The 16619-nt window shown below is 74.0% G+C and carries 18 protein-coding genes; 11 read left to right on the top strand and 7 right to left on the bottom strand.

The genetic code is table 11. The features are described 5' to 3' along the window. The 7 genes from E1281_RS24525 to E1281_RS24495 all read right to left on the bottom strand — a co-directional run. On the bottom strand, positions 1-1703 hold a 1703-nt coding region (locus E1281_RS24525), incomplete at its 3' end, for an FAD-dependent oxidoreductase (protein ID WP_131882012.1). Next, the gene (locus tag E1281_RS24520; RefSeq protein ID WP_131882011.1) at positions 1693-2415 is read right to left on the bottom strand and encodes a 2Fe-2S iron-sulfur cluster-binding protein; all 723 of its coding nucleotides are present in this window, start codon (positions 2413-2415) and stop codon (positions 1693-1695) included. The genes E1281_RS24525 and E1281_RS24520, both read right to left, overlap by 11 nt. Continuing rightward, positions 2412-3464 carry an Ldh family oxidoreductase gene (locus E1281_RS24515; protein WP_131882010.1) on the bottom strand — a complete coding sequence of 351 codons (1053 nt, stop codon included), beginning with the start codon at positions 3462-3464 and terminating at the stop codon, positions 2412-2414. The genes E1281_RS24520 and E1281_RS24515 overlap by 4 nt, the downstream gene beginning before the upstream one ends. Continuing rightward, a complete protein-coding gene (locus tag E1281_RS24510) occupies positions 3461-4417 on the bottom strand; it encodes an NAD(P)-dependent oxidoreductase (protein WP_207943467.1) in 957 nt (318 codons plus the stop codon). Before E1281_RS24510 ends, E1281_RS24515 begins: the two co-directional genes overlap by 4 nt. 7 nt (positions 4418-4424) lie before the next feature. Then, the gene (locus E1281_RS24505) at positions 4425-5588 is read right to left on the bottom strand and encodes a UxaA family hydrolase (protein ID WP_131882008.1); all 1164 of its coding nucleotides are present in this window, start codon (positions 5586-5588) and stop codon (positions 4425-4427) included. Further along, on the bottom strand, positions 5567-5866 hold the full coding sequence (locus E1281_RS24500; RefSeq protein WP_131882007.1) for a UxaA family hydrolase: 300 nt from the start codon (positions 5864-5866) through the stop codon (positions 5567-5569). The genes E1281_RS24505 and E1281_RS24500 overlap by 22 nt, the downstream gene beginning before the upstream one ends. A 159-nt stretch (positions 5867-6025) precedes the next feature. Then, the gene (locus E1281_RS24495; RefSeq protein ID WP_131882006.1) at positions 6026-6529 is read right to left on the bottom strand and encodes an Lrp/AsnC family transcriptional regulator; all 504 of its coding nucleotides are present in this window, start codon (positions 6527-6529) and stop codon (positions 6026-6028) included. Positions 6530-6652: 123 nt separating this feature from the next. Between E1281_RS24495 and pdhA the strand changes: the two genes are divergently transcribed. The 11 genes from pdhA to E1281_RS24440 form a co-directional block, all read left to right on the top strand. Next, positions 6653-7753, top strand: a complete 1101-nt coding sequence (pdhA, locus tag E1281_RS24490) for a pyruvate dehydrogenase (acetyl-transferring) E1 component subunit alpha (protein ID WP_131882005.1) — start codon at positions 6653-6655, stop codon at positions 7751-7753. 5 nt (positions 7754-7758) lie between these two features. Continuing rightward, positions 7759-8775 (top strand): alpha-ketoacid dehydrogenase subunit beta, encoded by a 1017-nt coding sequence (locus E1281_RS24485; RefSeq protein WP_131882015.1) that lies wholly within the window; start codon positions 7759-7761, stop codon positions 8773-8775. Continuing rightward, entirely contained in the window at positions 8772-10031 is a 1260-nt protein-coding gene (locus tag E1281_RS24480; protein WP_131882004.1) for a dihydrolipoamide acetyltransferase family protein, read from the top strand. Before E1281_RS24485 ends, E1281_RS24480 begins: the two co-directional genes overlap by 4 nt. Before the next feature lie 110 nt (positions 10032-10141). Continuing rightward, a complete protein-coding gene (locus E1281_RS24475; protein ID WP_131882003.1) occupies positions 10142-11092 on the top strand; it encodes a sigma-70 family RNA polymerase sigma factor in 951 nt (316 codons plus the stop codon). Positions 11093-11201: 109 nt separating this feature from the next. Then, a complete protein-coding gene (locus E1281_RS24470; RefSeq protein WP_131882002.1) occupies positions 11202-11438 on the top strand; it encodes a hypothetical protein in 237 nt (78 codons plus the stop codon). After that, a complete protein-coding gene (locus tag E1281_RS24465; protein ID WP_243717353.1) occupies positions 11435-12508 on the top strand; it encodes a MoxR family ATPase in 1074 nt (357 codons plus the stop codon). The genes E1281_RS24470 and E1281_RS24465 overlap by 4 nt, the downstream gene beginning before the upstream one ends. Continuing rightward, the gene (locus E1281_RS24460; RefSeq protein WP_131882001.1) at positions 12505-13443 is read left to right on the top strand and encodes a DUF58 domain-containing protein; all 939 of its coding nucleotides are present in this window, start codon (positions 12505-12507) and stop codon (positions 13441-13443) included. Before E1281_RS24465 ends, E1281_RS24460 begins: the two co-directional genes overlap by 4 nt. Beyond that, positions 13440-14387, top strand: coding sequence for a VWA domain-containing protein (locus tag E1281_RS24455; RefSeq protein WP_131882000.1), 948 nt, complete (start codon positions 13440-13442; stop codon positions 14385-14387). Before E1281_RS24460 ends, E1281_RS24455 begins: the two co-directional genes overlap by 4 nt. A gap of 81 nt (positions 14388-14468) precedes the next feature. Next, a complete protein-coding gene (locus E1281_RS24450) occupies positions 14469-15446 on the top strand; it encodes a trypsin-like peptidase domain-containing protein (protein WP_207943466.1) in 978 nt (325 codons plus the stop codon). 80 nt (positions 15447-15526) lie between these two features. Continuing rightward, positions 15527-16255: a response regulator transcription factor gene (locus E1281_RS24445; protein ID WP_131881999.1), complete on the top strand. Its 729-nt coding sequence runs from the start codon at positions 15527-15529 to the stop codon at positions 16253-16255. Beyond that, positions 16252-16619 (top strand): hypothetical protein (locus tag E1281_RS24440; RefSeq protein WP_207943465.1); only part of this gene is annotated, 368 nt, incomplete at its 3' end. The genes E1281_RS24445 and E1281_RS24440, both read left to right, overlap by 4 nt.

Genomic DNA, 16619 nt, shown 5'->3' with positions numbered 1-16619 from the left:
CTCCCGTCCTCATGCCCGCCGGGCGGAGCCTCCCGCGCGATCACGTCGTCGGCATCGCGGCGCGCGACGATGTGACGCAGCGCGCCGGCGTCGGCGGACTCGGGGAAGTCCGCGCGCGCGTGCGCGCCGCGGGTCTCCTCCCGGGCGAGCGCGGACTCCACGATGACCTGGGCGACGGTGAGCTGGTTGGCCAGGTCGAGGGACTCCTGCCAGGCCGGGTTGAAGGCGGCGGGCCCCGGCACCGAGATCCGCGACGCCCGGTCGGCCAGCTCGGCCAGCCGCTCGCGGGCGTTCTCCAGCCGCTCGCGGCGCCGCACGACCCCGCAGTCCTGCCACATCAGGTCCTTGAGCTCCGCGGTGATCGGATAGGGCAGGTCTCCTCCTTCGGAGCGCAGCGGCGCGGTCGCGCGGTCGAAGGACCGCCGTACCGACAGCGGATCGGGCTCGGCGAGGGAGCGGTCCCGCGCGAGCCTCGCGGCCGTGTCGCCGGCCCGCGCGCCGTACACGGTGGACTCGGCGACCCCGTTGCCGCCCAGCCGGTTCGCGCCGTGCACGCCGCCCGCGTCCTCCCCGGCGACCAGCAGGCCGGGCACCTCCGTCCGGCAGCCGGGGTCGATGACCACGCCGCCCATGTGGAAGTGCGCGGTGGGCGACACCTCGACGGGCCGGCGCGCGAGGTCGTCGCCGAACAGCCGGGTGCGCTCGACCATCCCGGCGAAGGAGCGCTCCACGCGCTCGGCTCCCAGGTGGGAGATGTCGATGAACACCCCGCCCGCCTCGGTGCCGCGCCCCTCGATGATCTCGGTGTAGCTGGCGCGGGCGACGACGTCGCGGGTCGAGCGCTCCATCCGCTCGGGGTCGTAGCGCTCCATGAAGCGCTCGCCCTCGGCGTTGTAGAGGTACGCGCCGGCGCCGCGCAGGCCCTCCTCCAGCACCGCCCCGGTCATGCGGGAGCGTCCCGTCAGGAGCCCGGTGGGGTGGAACTGCAGCATCTCCATGTCGCGGACGGGGAGCCCCGCACGCAGGCACATGGCGACGCCGTCGCCGGTCTTCTCGCGGGCGGGCGCGGCGATGCGGTACATGGTGGCGGCGCCTCCGGTCGCGACCACCACGACGCGGGCGCGCACCACGAGGAACCGCCCGGTCCGCACGTCGAGGCACGTGAGACCGGCGAGCCGCCCGCCGGAGTCGAAGACCAGATCGAGGGCGCGCACGTCCTCCAGCTCACGCGCGGCGATGCGGAGCATCTGGTCCCGCAGCCGGCTCATGATCTCGATGCCGGTGAGGTCGCCGCGGTGGACGGTGCGGTCGAACGACTGGCCGGCGAACGCCTTCTGCTTGATCCGGCCGTCGGGCCTGCGGTCGAAGAAGCAGCCGACCCTGGTCTCCAGTTCGCGGATCACCTCGGGCGCGCCGTTGACCAGTTCCCAGGCGAGATCCTGGTCGTTGAGGTACTTGCCGCCTTCGAGGGTGTCCTCGAAGTGGGCGTCCACCGAGTCGGCGGGATCGATCACCGCGTTGAAACCGCCCTGCACCATGCGGGTGCAGCCGGACCGTCCGACCGCGCCCTTGCTGATCACGGTGATGTCGAGCGCCGGGTCGGCCTCGTGGCAGTGCAGGGCGCACATCAGGCCGGCACCGCCGCTTCCCACGATCGCGACGTCGGTGACGATCTCCTCGTGACCGGGGCCGTCAGCCGCCATGCGTCCTCCCTCCCTTGCGCAGCCGCCGTATCGACCGGGCGGGGTCGAGGCCCTTGGGGCACGACCCCGTGCAGCCGTAGATGTAGTGGCACCGGTCCACGCCGTCGGCGCCCTTGACCAGCTCCATGCGCTCGCTGGTCGCGCTGTCGCGGGAGTCCTGGACGAGCACGAGGGCCCGGTTGAGCGCGGCGGGGCCGAGGAAGGACCGCGGCTCTCCGGCGATGCCGCAACTGGAGAAGCAGGCGCCGCACTGGATGCAGTCGAGCGCGGGGTCGATGGCCTCGCGCTCCGGGCTGTCGGGGGCGATCCGGGCGGGCTCGGCGGCGGCCTCCTCGGACGGGACGACGTACGGGGTGATCCTCGCCCACTGCTCCCAGAACGGGGCCGTGTCGACGATGAGGTCGCGGACGACGGGGAATCCGGCGGCCGGATCCAGCCGGATCCTCTCGGTCCCCTCGGGGACGACGGTCTGGCAGGCCAGGACGGACCGCCCGTCCACCCGCAGGGTGCACGTGCCGCACATGGCGACCCGGCACGAGAACCGGAACCCGAGCGAGGGAGCGTGCTCGCGCTGGACGGCCAGGAGGACGTCCAGGACGGTCATCGGATGGAAGGTGCGGACGCGGAACTCGGAGGGGGCGTCGGGGTCGGTACGGGTCACGCGCACCAGGAGCGCGCCCTCCTCGTCCGGCCCCGTGTCGTTGGCGGTCATACCGGTCCTTTCTCGCCGTCGGCGCCGTCCACATCGAGACCGAGGCGCTCCGCGCGGGCGCGAAGGTCGTCGAGCACGCCCCGGTCGACCTCGATCGGAGTGTCGTCGCCGAGGTCGCCGGGGGCGGGGCGGCCCGTCCCGGGCACGCGGCCGCCCGCCTCGACGACGGAGTCGGCCAGCGCGGCGAGCCGGCGCCGGGTGGCCGCGCCGTCGCCGGGATCGCCCCAGGAGGGGTCGAGTGCCAGGACGAGGTGGGCGATCCGCTGCGGGAACGCGTTGCGCTCCGGGGCGAACGGGTCGGCCACCTCGGTGGACAGGTGCGGGCCGACCAGGCCGCCGGTCAGTGCCTCCACCATGAAGGCGAGCGCGAATCCCTTGGCGCCGCCGAGCGGTGCGAGCATCCCGGCGAGGGCCTCCCGGGGATCGGTGGTCGGCCGCCCTTCGCGGTCGAGCGCCCACCCCTCGGGGATCGGCTCCCCCGCCCTGGCCTTCGCCCCGACCTTGCCGCGGGCGACCGCGCTGAGAGCGAGGTCCACGACGGCGGGGCGGGGCGACAGCGGGATCCCCGCGGCGATCGGCGAGGTCGACAGCAGCGCCCTGTCGCCTCCCCACGGCGGCAGCGCCGCGGGACCGTTGGAGAGGAGGAGCCCGACCTGCCCCTTCCGGGCGATCTCCAGCGCGTAGACGCCGAGGGCGCCGCAGTGGCCGCTGTCGGCGACCGCGACCGCCGCCACCCCGTAGCGCGCGGACCGCTCGGCGGCGGTGGCGGCCGCCGCGGCCACCTGCCAGTGGCCCAGGCCGCCGCCGCCGTCGAGCAGCACCAGCGGCCCGGTGTCGCGGCGGACCTTCAGCGCGGCGTCCGGCGGGTGGCCGCCGGACGCCATCCGGTCGAGGTAGTAGGGCAGCCGGAACAGGCCGTGGGAGCCGATCCCCCACGCGTCCGCCAGCGTGATCGCCCGCGCGGTGGTCTCCGCGTGCCCGGGCGGGAGCCCGGCGTTCTCCAGAAGCGCCCGGGCCAGGCCGCGGGCGTCGCCCAGGGGGACGGTCATACCCGGCCTTTCGGGGACGTGACGGCGTGCGACGGCGCTCGGCCGTCCAGGACGGCGTCGATGTCGTCGCAGAGGATCTGCGCGATCCGGGTCTGCGACTGCGCGGTGATCCCGGCCACGTGCGGTGTGAGGACGACGTTGGACAGACCCTCCAGCCGCCCCGGAACCGGGGGTTCGTCCGCGCGGACGTCGAGGCCGGCTCCGGCGAGACGGCCGCTCTCCAGCGCGTCGGCCAGCGCGGACTCGTCGACGACCTCGCCCCGGCCGACGCTGATCAGGATGGCGCCCGGCTTGCAGCGGGCGAGCAGGGACGCGTCGACGAGGCCGGTGGTGCGCTCGGTCGCGGGCAGGTGGACGCTGAGCACGTCGGCCTCGTCCACCACCCGCTCCAGCGGCAGCATCCCGATCCCCAGCTCCCTGACCTCGGGATGGTCCGCCGGTACGTGGGGGTCGCAGGCCACGACCCGCATCCCGATCCCGCGGGCGAGCCGCGCGGTGGCGCGCGCGGTCGCGCCGGCCGACAGCATCCCCCAGGTGCCTCCCGCCAGCTCCCGGCCGGGGACCCGCCGCCACCCGCCGCCGCGCACCTCGCGGTCGAGCTCGACCAGGCGGCGGGCGACCGCGAAGGCGAGGCCCAGGGAGTGCTCGGCGACGCTGACGGCATTGGCCCCCAGCGCCGCGACCACGGTGACGCCGAGTTCCTCGGCCGCCTCCAGGTCCACGTTGTCGAGGCCGGCCCCGGCCCGCGCGACCACGCGCAGGCCGGGTGCCGAGCCGAGCAGTTCGCGCGTCACCCGGGTGCGGTTGCGCACCACGAGGGCGCGGGCGGCGCCCGCCGCGGCCAGCAGCCGGTCGGGCGCCTCCCAGACGTCGGGGTCGCGGAGCACACTGCGCCGGGCGGCCAGGGTCTCGAACGGTGCGCCCCACACGTCCTCGACGACGGCGACGTCCACGGCCACCTCAGGCGCTCTGGTAGAGCTTGGTCAGCACGAACTCGCGGTGGCCCAGGGACTCCGCGCAGGTGAGGCGGCCGTTGACCGTGCGGTCGATGACGTCCATGAGACCGTCGCCCGCCTCCGGGAGGGTGAGCTCCCGGAGCAGCAGGCCCGAGCAGTCGTAGTCGATGTGCTCGCTCATGGTCGCGACCGTGTTCGGGTTGGCCGTCAGTTTGACCACCGGCTCGATGGGGTTGCCGATGACGTTGCCCTGGCCGGTCGGGAACAGGTGGACCGCCGCGCCGCCGGCCGCCATGAGCGTGATGCACTCGGCCGCCGCCGACGAGCTGTCCATGAAGTAGAGGCCCGGACCGGACCCGGGCTCCTCGGCGGGGCCGAGCGCGTCGACGACGGGCTTGGAGCCGGTCTTGGCGACGTTGCCCATCGCCTTCTCCTCGATCGTCGACAGGCCGCCGGCGATGTTGCCCTGGGTGGGCTGGGAGCCGAGGAGGTTGGCCCCGGTCCGCTCGATCATCGCGAGGTAGTCGTCGTAGATCCCCTGGAACCTGGCGCGGACCTCGTCGTTGACGCAGCGGTCGGCGATGAGGTGCTCGCCGCCGGTGAGCTCGCTGGTCTCGCCGAACAGCACGGTGCCGCCCGCGTCGACCCAGCGGTCGACGGCCTCGGCGGTGGTCGGGCACGAGCCGAGCCCGCTCGTGGTGTCGGACTCCCCGCACTTGATCGACATCATGATCTCGCCGCGCTCGACCGGCTCGCGGACGCGCTCGCTGTCGTCGCGCAGGAACCGCTGGGCGATCCGGGACGCCCGCTCGATCGTGCGCAGGTCGCCGACGCCCTCGATGGCCAGTCCCTCGACCCGCTTGCCGGTCTTCGCGATGCCCTCGACGACCCGGCCGGTCCAGTTGGGCTCGATGCCGATGACCACGACGCTGGCCACGTTGGGGTTGCGGCCGGTCCCGATGAGGGTGCGGAACGTCAGTTCCAGGTCCTCGCCGAACTGGAGCCGGCCGTAGGCGTGGGGCAGCGCGAGCGTGCCCGGCACGACGTTCGCGACCGCCTCCGCCGCCGCGTTCGACAGGTCGTCGACCGGCAGGATGACCGTGTGGTTGCGGATGCCGACCGCGCCGTTCTCCCTGCGGTACCCGGTCAGGCCACGCTGTTCTGCCACCGCGCGCTCCTCACATTGTGAACGTGGACGTAGTCGCCCTTCCTGATCGCGGCCTTCGCGACCGCGGTGCGGACTCCGTACTCCCGTACGTCCTCACCGTCGGCGATGTCGACGAGGGCCACCTTGTGGCCCAGCGGGATGTCCTGATGCACCTCCAGGTCGACGACATCGGCGCCGCGCAGGAAGCCGCACTGCGCGGTGCCCGCCGCGATGTCCCGCACCGCGACGGCGACCGAATCCCCCTCGTAGTGAGCGAGGAAGCCGGGTGGCTGTCTCACATTCGCCTCCAAAGGTAAGACCTCTTACCCCGACACGTTAAGCGCCCGACCATGCGGTGGTCAATGAGGTGTGGCGCATGAACGTGTCACCTCCGGGCCAGTGGTAAGACCTCTAGCCATGGAGGCTAGACGGCCGCGGCCCGCCGGGCAATGGCCGGTTCAGGCGGGGCGGGAGGTGGCCGGGTTCTCGTCGAAGATCAGCCAGGTTCGGGTCGAGCGGACGCCTTCCACCGCGTGGATCCGGGACAGGACCACGTCGCGGAGCGACGCGTTATCCGGGGTGCGGACCAGCATGACGAGGTCGACGTCGCCGCCGACGAACGCCAGGTGCTCGATGAAGGGCACCTCGCGGAGCTGGGCGGACACCTTGCGCCAGGAGTCCTGCTCGATGTTGACCAGCACGTAGGCCGCGGTGCCGAGGCCCGCGCGGACGGGGTCCACCCGGGCGGTGAAGCCGGCGATGACACCCTCGCCGACGAGGCGTTCCACGCGCGTGTAGGCGTTGGAGCGCGAGACGCTGACCCGCTCGGCGAGGGCGCGCATGGACAGCCGGCCGTCGGCCTGGAGCTCGCGGAGGATCGCGCGGTCGACGTCGTCGAGAGGCGCGGCCGATCGTCCGGAGGGGCCGGAGGGCGGCGGGCCGCCGAACGACAGCTGGTCCATGACGACTCCCCCGTCCAGCCAAATGTCCTGGCTTTTACCTGGCTATTGAGACTTATGGCCTGGCTGGTTCATATTTCTAGCACCGATGGAGTGCGGAGGCACAGCGCGCGGAGGTGGGGTCCAATGGCGGATCCGGTGGAGACGCTGCTTCCCTCGGCGGAGCCCGTGCGGTTCCTGACCGACGACGGGACGGCCGTGCGCGGGCGCCGTCCCGGCTATCCGGTGCCGGATCCGGACCTGCTGCGCCGGGCGCACCGGGCGATGGTCGTCGGACGGCGGTTCGACGCGCAGGCGACCGCGCTGACCAAGCAGGGGCGCCTGGCCGTCTACCCGTCCAGCCACGGGCAGGAGGCGTGCCAGGTCGGCTCGGTGCTCGTCCTGGAGGACGGTGACTGGTTCTTCCCCACCTACCGGGAGTCGGTCGCGCTGGTGACGCGCGGCATCGACCCGGTGGAGGTGCTCTCTCTCCTGAGAGGCGACGCGCACTGCGGTTACGATCCCATGCGCCATCACGTGGCGCCGCAGTGCACGCCGCTCGCGACCCAGACCGTCCACGCGGCGGGACTCGCGTACGCGGAGCGGCGCAAGGGGACGGGACGGGTCGCGCTGGCCTGCGCGGGCGACGGCGCGACCAGCGAAGGCGACTTCCATGAGGCGCTCAACTTCGCGGCCGTGTTCAAGGCGCCCGTGGTGTTCCTGGTGCAGAACAACCAGTACGCCATTTCGGTGCCGCTGGAGCGGCAGACCGCCGCGCCCTCCCTGGCCCACAAGGGAGTCGGGTACGGGATCCGCTCCGAGCGGGTCGACGGAAACGACCCGGTCGCCGTGCTGGCCGTGCTGGCGGCGGCCGTCGAGCACGCCCGGTCGGGGCGCGGGCCGTTCCTGGTCGAGGCCCATACGTACCGGCTCGAATCGCACACGAACGCCGATGACGCGTCCCGCTACCGCACGGACGCGGAGGCCGGGGACTGGCGGCGGCGCGACCCGATCGCGCGGCTGGAGACGTATCTGCGGCGGCGGGGCCGCCTCTCGAAGGCGGACGTCGCCGCGTCGTCCGCGGAGGCCGAGGAGTTCGCGGCCCGGCTGCGGGACCGGATGAACGCCGATCCCGGCCTCGCCCCGCTGGGCCTGTTCGACCACGTCTACAGCACCCCGACCCCGCAGCTCGACGAGCAGCGGGCACTGCTGCGGGCCGAACTCGACGCCGGGGAGGCGCTGCCGTGATCACGATGGCGCAGGCGCTCAACACCGCGCTGCGCGAAGCCATGGACGAGGACGAGCGGGTCGTGGTCTTCGGGGAGGACGTCGGCGCGCTCGGCGGCGTCTTCCGCATCACCGACGGGCTCACGGCCGAGTTCGGGAACGACCGGTGCTTCGACACGCCGCTCGCCGAGGCGGGGATCGTCGGATTCGCCGTCGGGATGGCGATGGGCGGCTTCCGGCCGGTCGTCGAGATGCAGTTCGACGCCTTCGCCTACCCCGCCTTCGAGCAGATCGCCTCCCATGTGGCGAAGATGCGCAACCGCACCCGCGGGCACGTCGGGCTGCCGCTCGTGATCCGCATCCCCTACGCGGGCGGTATCGGCGGCGTCGAGCACCACTGCGATTCCAGCGAGGCGTACTACGCCCACACGCCGGGCCTGAAGGTCGTCACCCCGGCGACGGTGGAGGACGCGTACTCGCTGCTGCGGGAGGCGATCGACGATCCGGATCCGGTCGTCTTCATGGAGCCGAAGAAGCTCTACTGGTCGAAGTCGGACGGTCCGGCGCCCGGCGCCGAGCGGCCCGCGCGCACGGAGCCGTTCGGCCGCGCGGCCGTCCGGCGCTCCGGCGGCGACGCGACGCTCGTCGCGTACGGCCCGAGCGTCCAGGTCGCGCTGGACGCCGCCCAGGCCGCGGCGGACGAGGGCTGGGACCTCGAAGTCGTCGACCTCAGGACGATCGTCCCGTTCGACGACGCGACCGTCGCCGCGTCCGTCCGCCGGACGGGGCGCTGCGTCGTGGTCAGCGAGGCCGCGGGGTTCGCCGGCGTCGGAGCGGAGATCGCCGCGCGGGTCCAGGAGCGCTGCTTCCACAGCCTGCACGCGCCCGTCCTGCGCGTGACCGGCCTCGACATCCCCTACCCGCCGCCGATGCTGGAGCACCACCACCTGCCGGACACCGACCGGATCCTCGACACGCTCGACCGCCTCCAGCGCGACGACCGCCCCGACACCCGGTTCCTTCCCCTGGAGGGCGCGTCATGAGCGGGGCGACGGTCTTCCGCCTGCCGGACCTGGGCGAGGGCCTCACCGAGGCCGAGATCATCGAGTGGAAGGTGTCGGTCGGCGACGCCGTGGCGGTCGACCAGGCCGTCGTCGAGGTCGAGACGGCCAAGGCGGCCGTGGAGGTCCCCTCTCCGGTCGCCGGCACCGTGACCAGGCTCTACTCCGAAGCCGGCGCCGTCGTGGACGTGGGCGCGCCTCTCCTCGCGGTGGACGCCACTGGGGACGGCGAGCGCGAACGGTACCGGGAGGAGGAGCGGGCCGGGTCCGGGAACGTGCTCGTCGGGTACGGGACGAGCACGGCCCGCCGCTCCCGCAGGGCCGCCGGGCGGGCGGCACGGGCGCCCCGGCCGGCGGCGGGCGAGGCGCCGCGGGTCATCTCGCCCGTGGTGCGGCGGCTGGCGGCCGACAACGGTGTCGACGTCGGCGCGATCACGCCCAGCGGGCCCGGCGCCGTGGTGCTGCGGCGGGACGTCGAGGCGGCGATCGCCGCGTCCCGGCCGCCGGAGCCGCCCGGGCCGGCCGGGGCACGCCCGGACGAGGAGGGCGTGGTGCGCGTGCCGCTCCGGGGCGTGCGGCGGGCGGCGGCCGACAAGCTCTCCCGCAGCCGCCGCGAGATCCCGGACGCGAGTACGTGGGTCGACGTGGACGCCACCGCGCTGGTGCGCCTCCGGAAGGACATCGAGCGCGCCGATCCCGCCGCGCGGGTCGGGATGCTGGCGCTGTTCGCCCGGATCTGCGTGGCCGGGCTCCGCCGGTTCCCCGAGCTGAACTCGTACGTGGACACCCGGCGGCAGGAGATCGTGCAGATGCCCCGGGTGCATCTCGGGTTCGCGGCGCAGACGGACCGGGGCCTGGTCGTGCCGGTCGTCCGCGACGCGCAGGCGATGACGCTGGCCGAACTCGCCGCCGGGCTCAGGCGCCGGGCGGACGAGGCACGGGAGGGACGGGCGGCACCGGAGGACCTCACCGGGGGCACGTTCACGCTCAACAACTACGGCGTCTTCGGGGTGGACGGCTCCACGCCGATCATCAACCATCCCGAGGCGGCGATGCTCGGGGTCGGGCGGATCGTGGAAAAGCCGTGGGCGTTCAAGGGAAAGGTCCGGCTGCGCAAGGTGGCGCAGCTGTCGCTCACCTTCGACCACCGGGTCTGCGACGGAGGCGTGGCCGGAGGTTTCCTGCGCTTCGTCGCCGACTGCGCCGAGCGTCCCGAGCTGTTGGTCACCCGTCTGTAGCGGCGGCCGTGGTTGCCGCCGGTCCTGGCGGGTATCTGGTCTGCTCCACCGGACGCGCCGGGCCGGAGGGGGAGGCCATGCTTCGGAAGAGACATCGGGGCGGCTGAGCAATGCGGAACCGCCGGTCCGAGCCCTACGGGCCGGAAGACGAGCCCGATCTGGTCGGGCAGTACCTCACCCAGATCGGCCGGATCGACCTGCTGACCGCCGAGGACGAGGTCGAGCTCTCCAAGCGGATCGAGGCCGGCGTGTACGCGCGCCACCTCCTGGCCGCCGAGGCCGGACCGCGCGAACGCCGCGAGGCGGGGCGCGAGGAGCTGGAGGCGATCGCGCGGGACGGGGAGCAGGCCAAGGACCACATGATCCGGGCGAACCTGCGGCTCGTGGTGTCGGCCGCCCGCAAGTTCCCCCACCGCGGGCTGTCGCTCCTCGACCTGATCCAGGAGGGCAACCTCGGGCTGATCCACGCGGTCGAGAAGTTCGACTACGCCAAGGGCTACAAGTTCTCCACGTACGCGATGTGGTGGATCCGGCAGGCGATCGGGCGCGGCCTCGCCGAGAAGGGCCGCACCGTGCGGCTGCCCGCGCACGTGGTCGAGGACCTCGCCAGGATCACCCGCATCGAGCGCGGGCTGGAGCGCGCGGGCGCCGAGCCGACCGACGAGCGGGTCGCGGCCGAGGCCGGCGAGTCCGTCGAGAGGATCGTCGCGCTGCGGCGCGCGGGCCGCGACGTCATCAGCCTGGACGGCATGGTCGGGGACGACGAGGACACCCGGGTCGGGGACCTGATCGCCGACACCTCCGAGGTCGCGGCGCCGGACCTGGTGGAGTTCCAGCAGCTGGCGGAGGAGCTGCGGTCGATGGTCGGCAGGCTCCCGCCCCGGGAGGCGCTGATCCTCACGCTCCGGTACGGGCTGAACGACGGCCGCCCGCACACGCTCCAGGACATCGCCGACCGCATCGGCCTCACCCGCGAGCGGGTGCGCCAGCTAGAGAAGCAGGCGCTCATGCACATGCGGGACCCCCGGCACGGGGAGCCACTGCTCACCTGGGTCGGCTGACGCTTCCGCGGGCCGATCCTTAAGTCCGCTTTCGCCCTTGCTTGTTGTGATCGTCGCGTGCCCTCCCGGACGGCGGGACGGCGGACACCACGAGCAGGGGGAACCGACCATGGCTCTCAGCCGGCGTACGAAGATCTTCATCGCGGCGGCGGGACTGGCCGGGGCGGGCACGGTCGCCGGAGGCGGCGCCGCGCTCGCCCATACCGGTCCCGAACCCGTCCAGACACGGCTCCAGATCGTCGACCACAAGGCGTCCCATGCGGGCGCCCCGGGGCGGGACTGCCCCGGCGGGAAGGACGGCCAGAACGGGCAGAACGAGCAGGGCGTGGCCGAGGGCACGCGGTGAGCGGCGGGCTCGACGCCGCCCGCGTCCGGCCGCCCGCCAGCGCCCTCGCGGAGCGGGCCCTGTTCGAGGTGAAGCGGGTCATCGTCGGTCAGGACAAGATGATCGAGCGGATGCTCGTGGCGGTCCTGGCCGGGGGCCACTGCCTGCTGGAGGGCGTGCCGGGAGTGGCCAAGACGCTGGCCGCGCAGACGCTCGCCACGGTCGTCGGCGGCTCGTTCACCCGGCTGCAGTTCACCCCGGACCTCGTGCCCGCCGACATCGTGGGCACCCGCATCTACCGTCCGTCCACCGAGAGCTTCGACGTCGAGCCCGGCCCCGTGATGGCGAACGTCGTTCTCGTGGACGAGATCAACCGCGCCCCGGCGAAGGTGCAGTCGGCGCTGCTGGAGGTGATGGCGGAGCGGCAGGTCAGCATCGCCGGGCGCACGTTCCCGCTGCCGTCGCCGTTCCTGGTGATGGCGACCCAGAACCCGATCGAGTCGGAGGGCGTGTACCAGCTGCCCGAGGCGCAGCGCGACCGGTTCCTGCTCAAGATCGACGTCGGGTATCCGACCGAGGAGCAGGAGCTGGCGATCGTCTACCGGATGGGGATCCGGCCGCCCGAGGCGAGCCGGGTCCTGGAGGCCGGGGAGGTCACCGCGCTGCGGGAGGCCGCCATGGCCGTCTTCGTCCACGACGAGGTGGCGCGGTACGCGGTGCGGCTCGTCGCGGCCACCCGCGACCCGGGGGGCCACGGCGTCCCGCAGGCGGCGGGCATGCTCGCCTACGGGGCGGGGCCGCGCGCGTCGCTCGGGCTCGTCGCGGCCGGGCGGGCGCTGGCGCTGCTGCGCGGGCGGGAGTACGCGCTGCCCGGTGACGTGCGCGACCTGGCCGGGGACGTGCTCGCGCACCGGCTGGTGCCGTCGTTCGACGCGCTCGCCGACGGCGTCGGGGTGCGCTCGGTCGTGGACCGGATCGTGGCGGCGGTTCCCCCGCCGCAGGTCGCTCCGACGGAATCCGACGCGGGAGCGGACGCGGAAGCCGGAACCGGGGCCGCCACGGAAGCTCGCACGGGGGCGGACGCCGCATGAACGACATCCGGCTGCGTGATCTGGCGCCCGAGCAGGCGCTGCGGCGACTGGAACTGACCGTCACCCGGCGCCTGGACGGGCTGCTGCAAGGGGACCACCTGGGCCTGCTGCCCGGACCCGGGTGGGAGCCCGCCGAAGGCCGCGAGTACGTCCCCGGCGACGACGTGCGCGCCATGGACTGGAACCTCACGGCCCGGATGACCGCGCCGCACGTGCGGGACCGTGTCGCCGACCGGGAGCTGGAGACCTGGGTCCTGGTGGACGCGACCGCCAGCATGGACTTCGGCACGGGACGGCTGGAGAAGCGCGACCTGGCGGTGTTCGCGGTGGCGGCCGTCGGGTTCCTGACCGAGCGGACCGGCAACCGGCTGGGCGCGCACATCGTTCACGACTCGGAGACGCGCCGCGTTCCGGCGCGCACGGGACGGCCGCATCTGCTCGGCCTCCTGGGGACGCTGCTGGGGGCGCCGCGCGGCCGGGGAGGGCGGCGGGACGACGCGCTCGGCGCGGCGGCCGGCCTGCTGCACCGCACCGGAGGCGGACGCCGCGGCCTGGCCGTGGTGGTCTCCGACTTCCTGGAGCCGGTGGAGACGTGGGAGCGTCCGCTGCGGCTGCTGGGCGCACGCCACCAGCTCCTGGCCGTCGAGGTCGTCGATCCGCGGGAGCTGGCGCTTCCGGATGTGGGCATGCTGACGCTCGTCGACCCGGAGACGGGGCGCCGGCGCGACGTCCCCACGTCCGGGCGCCGGCTGCGCGAGCGGTACGCGGCCGCCGCCGCGGCGCAGCGCCGGGAGATCGCGGCGGGGCTGCGGCGCGCCGGCGCGGCGCGGCTGCGGCTGCGGACCGACGGCGACTGGGTGCGCGACCTCGTCCAGCACGTCCTCGCGCAGCGGCGCCTCGCCGCCGCGGCGCCCGCCCCGGGAGGTGCGCCGTGAGCTTCCTCGACCCCGTGCGGCTGCTGCTGTTGCTGGCGCTGCCCGTCCTGATCGCCGCCTACGTCGTGACGCAGGTCCGGCGCGGCCGGTACGCGGTGCGGTTCACGAACCTGGCGCTGCTCGACAAGGTCGCCCCCGCCCGGCCCGGGTGGCGCCGCCACCTGCCCGCGGCGGCGTTCCTGCTGATGCTGGGCCTGTTCGTCACCGGCTTCGCCCGCCCGGCCGCGGACATGCGGGTCCCGCGCGAGCAGGCGACGATCATGCTGGCGGTCGACGTGTCGCACTCGATGGAGGCCACCGACGTCCAGCCGAACCGGCTGGAGGGGGCCAAGCGGGCCGCCAGGACGTTCCTGGAGCAGGTGCCCGGCCGCTTCAACGTCGGCCTCGTGTCGTTCTCGGGGACGGCGGCCGTCGTGGTCCCGCCGACCACCGACCGCCAGGCCATGATCACCGGCATCGAGGGGCTGCGGCTCGGCCCCCGCACCGGGATCGGCGAGGGGGTGATCGCCTCGCTGGACGCCATCGCCGGATTCGGGGTGCAGTTCGGCGGCGAGGCGCCGCCGGCGCGGATCGTGCTGCTGTCGGACGGCACCAACACCGCCGGCCGGGACCCGGAGGAGGCGGCCCGGCGCGCCGCGCAGGTCCGCGTCCCGGTGTCGACGATCGCCTACGGCACGCCCGAGGGGACCATGTTCCAGAACGGGAACCTGATCCCGGTCCCCGTCGACGGCCCCGCGCTGCGCCGCCTCGCGCAGGACACGGGCGGCCGCCACTACCAGGCCGCCTCCGGCGACGAGCTGCGCGGCGTGTACGAGGACATCGGCAGCAGCATCGGCTACCGCACCGAGCAGCGGGAGATCTGGGTCTGGTTCATCGGCGCGGGCCTGCTGCTGTCGTGCGCGGTCGCCGCCGGGTCCCTGCTGTGGTTCTCCCGCCTCCCATGAAGGGCTTCCGCGAGCGGCCCGCCTGAACGAAACGCCCAGGAGCGGAGTACTGACTAGTGAGAGATGAGCGTGAGGAGCCTCATGAGTTATCCACCGCAGGCGGACTCCCGGTACGGCATGGGCCAGCCGACCACCCAGTACGGCCTCCGCGACGACGTCAGGTACGGCTTGGGCGATCCGCGCGGTCCCGACTTCCGGTCCCCTCCGCCAACTCGTACGTGGCCCCAGGACGATCCGTTCAGGAGCCTGCCGCCGGCCGATCCGTGGCCGCCGCTGCCCGACCACGACGAGCCCCGCCGCGGACACCGGGGCGGCGCGGGCCGGGCGGTCGCCGCGGCGATCGTCGCGGCGCTGCTGGCCGGCGGCGTCGCGGGCGGCGTGGCCGGGCGGATGTCCGCCGGCGAGCCGCTGGCGGGGGTGTCGCGGTCCGACGCCGGGCCGGTGAGCGCCGGTTCCGGCAACCTCAGCGACGTGGCGGCACGGGTGCAGGCGAGCGTGGTGTCGATCGAGGTGCGGGCGCCCGGTGCGCGCGGCACCGGGTCCGGGTTCGTGATCGACGGGCAGGGCCACGTGCTGACCAACGCGCACGTCGTCGAGGGCGGCGGCAGCGTCACCGTGGTCCTGGCCGACCAGCGCCGCGTCGCGGCGCGCGTGGTGGGCACGGACCCCGCCCTCGACCTGGCGGTGCTGGCGATCCCCCCGGGGCAGAGCCCTCAGCCGCTGGCGTTCGGCCGCTTCTCCGACGTGCGGGTCGGCGACCCGGTCATCGCGCTCGGCTCCCCGCTGGGCCTCCAGGGCACGGTTACCGGCGGCATCGTCAGCGCGCTCAACCGCGAGGTCCGCCTGGGCGAGGGCGGCGCGGGGACGGCCCTGCAGACCGACGCGTCCATCAACCCCGGCAACTCCGGCGGCCCGCTCGTCAACGCGCGCGGCGAGGTCATCGGGGTGAACACGGCGATCGCGACGCTGATGCGCGGCGGGGGCGGGGGCTCGATAGGCATCGGGTTCGCGATCCCCGCGGACCGTGCGCGGCAGGGGGCCCAGCAGCTCGTGCGCTGACCGGCCGCTCCGGGACGCCCCCGCCGCAGGTGCCTGGTCCGCGTACTTTGAAACGGAGTGGGAGAAAGGTGGCGTCCCGGATGCGTGTACTGGTGGTGGAGGACGAGGAGGACCTGGTCGAGGCGCTGCGGTACGGGCTCGCCCGCGCCGACTACGCCGTCGACGTGGCCTACGACCTGGAGGAGGCGACGCAGAAGCTCTACGCCTCCGCGTACGACCTGATGGTGCTGGACCTCGCCCTGCCCGACGGCGACGGGTTCGATCTGTGCCGCGCGATCCGCGGCGGCCGCCTGGACGGGGAGAGCGGCCCCGACCTGCGGATCCTGATGCTCACCGCACGGGACCGGCTGGCCGACCGGGTGCGCGGCCTGGACGAGGGCGCCGACGACTACCTGGTCAAGCCGTTCGCGTTCCCCGAGCTGCTGGCGCGCGTCCGGGCCCTGCTGCGGCGCGACAGCGGAGGCGGGTCGGCGGTGCTGGAGGTGGGCGACCTGCGGCTGGACACGGCGCGCCGCGAGGCGTTCCGCGGCCCGCGGCCGCTGCGCCTCACGCCCAAGGAGTTCGCCGTCCTGCGGTACATGATGAGCCGCCCCGGGCGGGTCGTCTCCGCGGAGGAACTGCTGGAACACGTCTGGGACGAGAACGCCGACCCGTTCACCAACACCGTCCGCGTCACCGTCGGGACCCTGCGCCGCAAGCTCGCCGAGCCGGACGGGACGCAGGTCATCGAGACCGTCGTCCGGCACGGCTACCGGCTGCTCGACACGGGTCCGGACGCCGTCGCCGCAGCGAACGGGGTGACGGCGTGAGCACTCCCCCGGCCGAGCCCCGGGACCCGCTGGGACGGCGCGGTCTCCGCCGGGTCCACTCGATCCGGTTCCGGCTCACGGTCATGTACTCGACGCTGCTGTTCGTCCTCACGGCCGTGGTGCTGGGCGCGGTCTACCTCGCGGTGGCGCGCAGCGCCGAGGCCCAGCCGATCACCAAGACGTTCAACGCGGAGAAGATCGTTCAGATGCCGGACGGCACCGAGCAGCGGCTCGGGCAGGTCGAGGTCGTCAAGGTCCAGCAGGTCGAGCAGGCCGTCAACTACGAGACCCGGCAGACCCTCCGGCGCTACTCGATGATCATGCTGGGCGGGCTGTTCGTGGCGAGTCTCGGGATCGGGTGGGT

The sequence above is a fragment of the Actinomadura sp. KC345 genome (assembly GCF_004348515.1).
Lineage (GTDB): Bacteria > Actinomycetota > Actinomycetes > Streptosporangiales > Streptosporangiaceae > Spirillospora.
The sequence above is the reverse complement of the archived record's forward strand: the minus strand, read 5'-3'. Positions and strand labels throughout refer to the sequence as shown.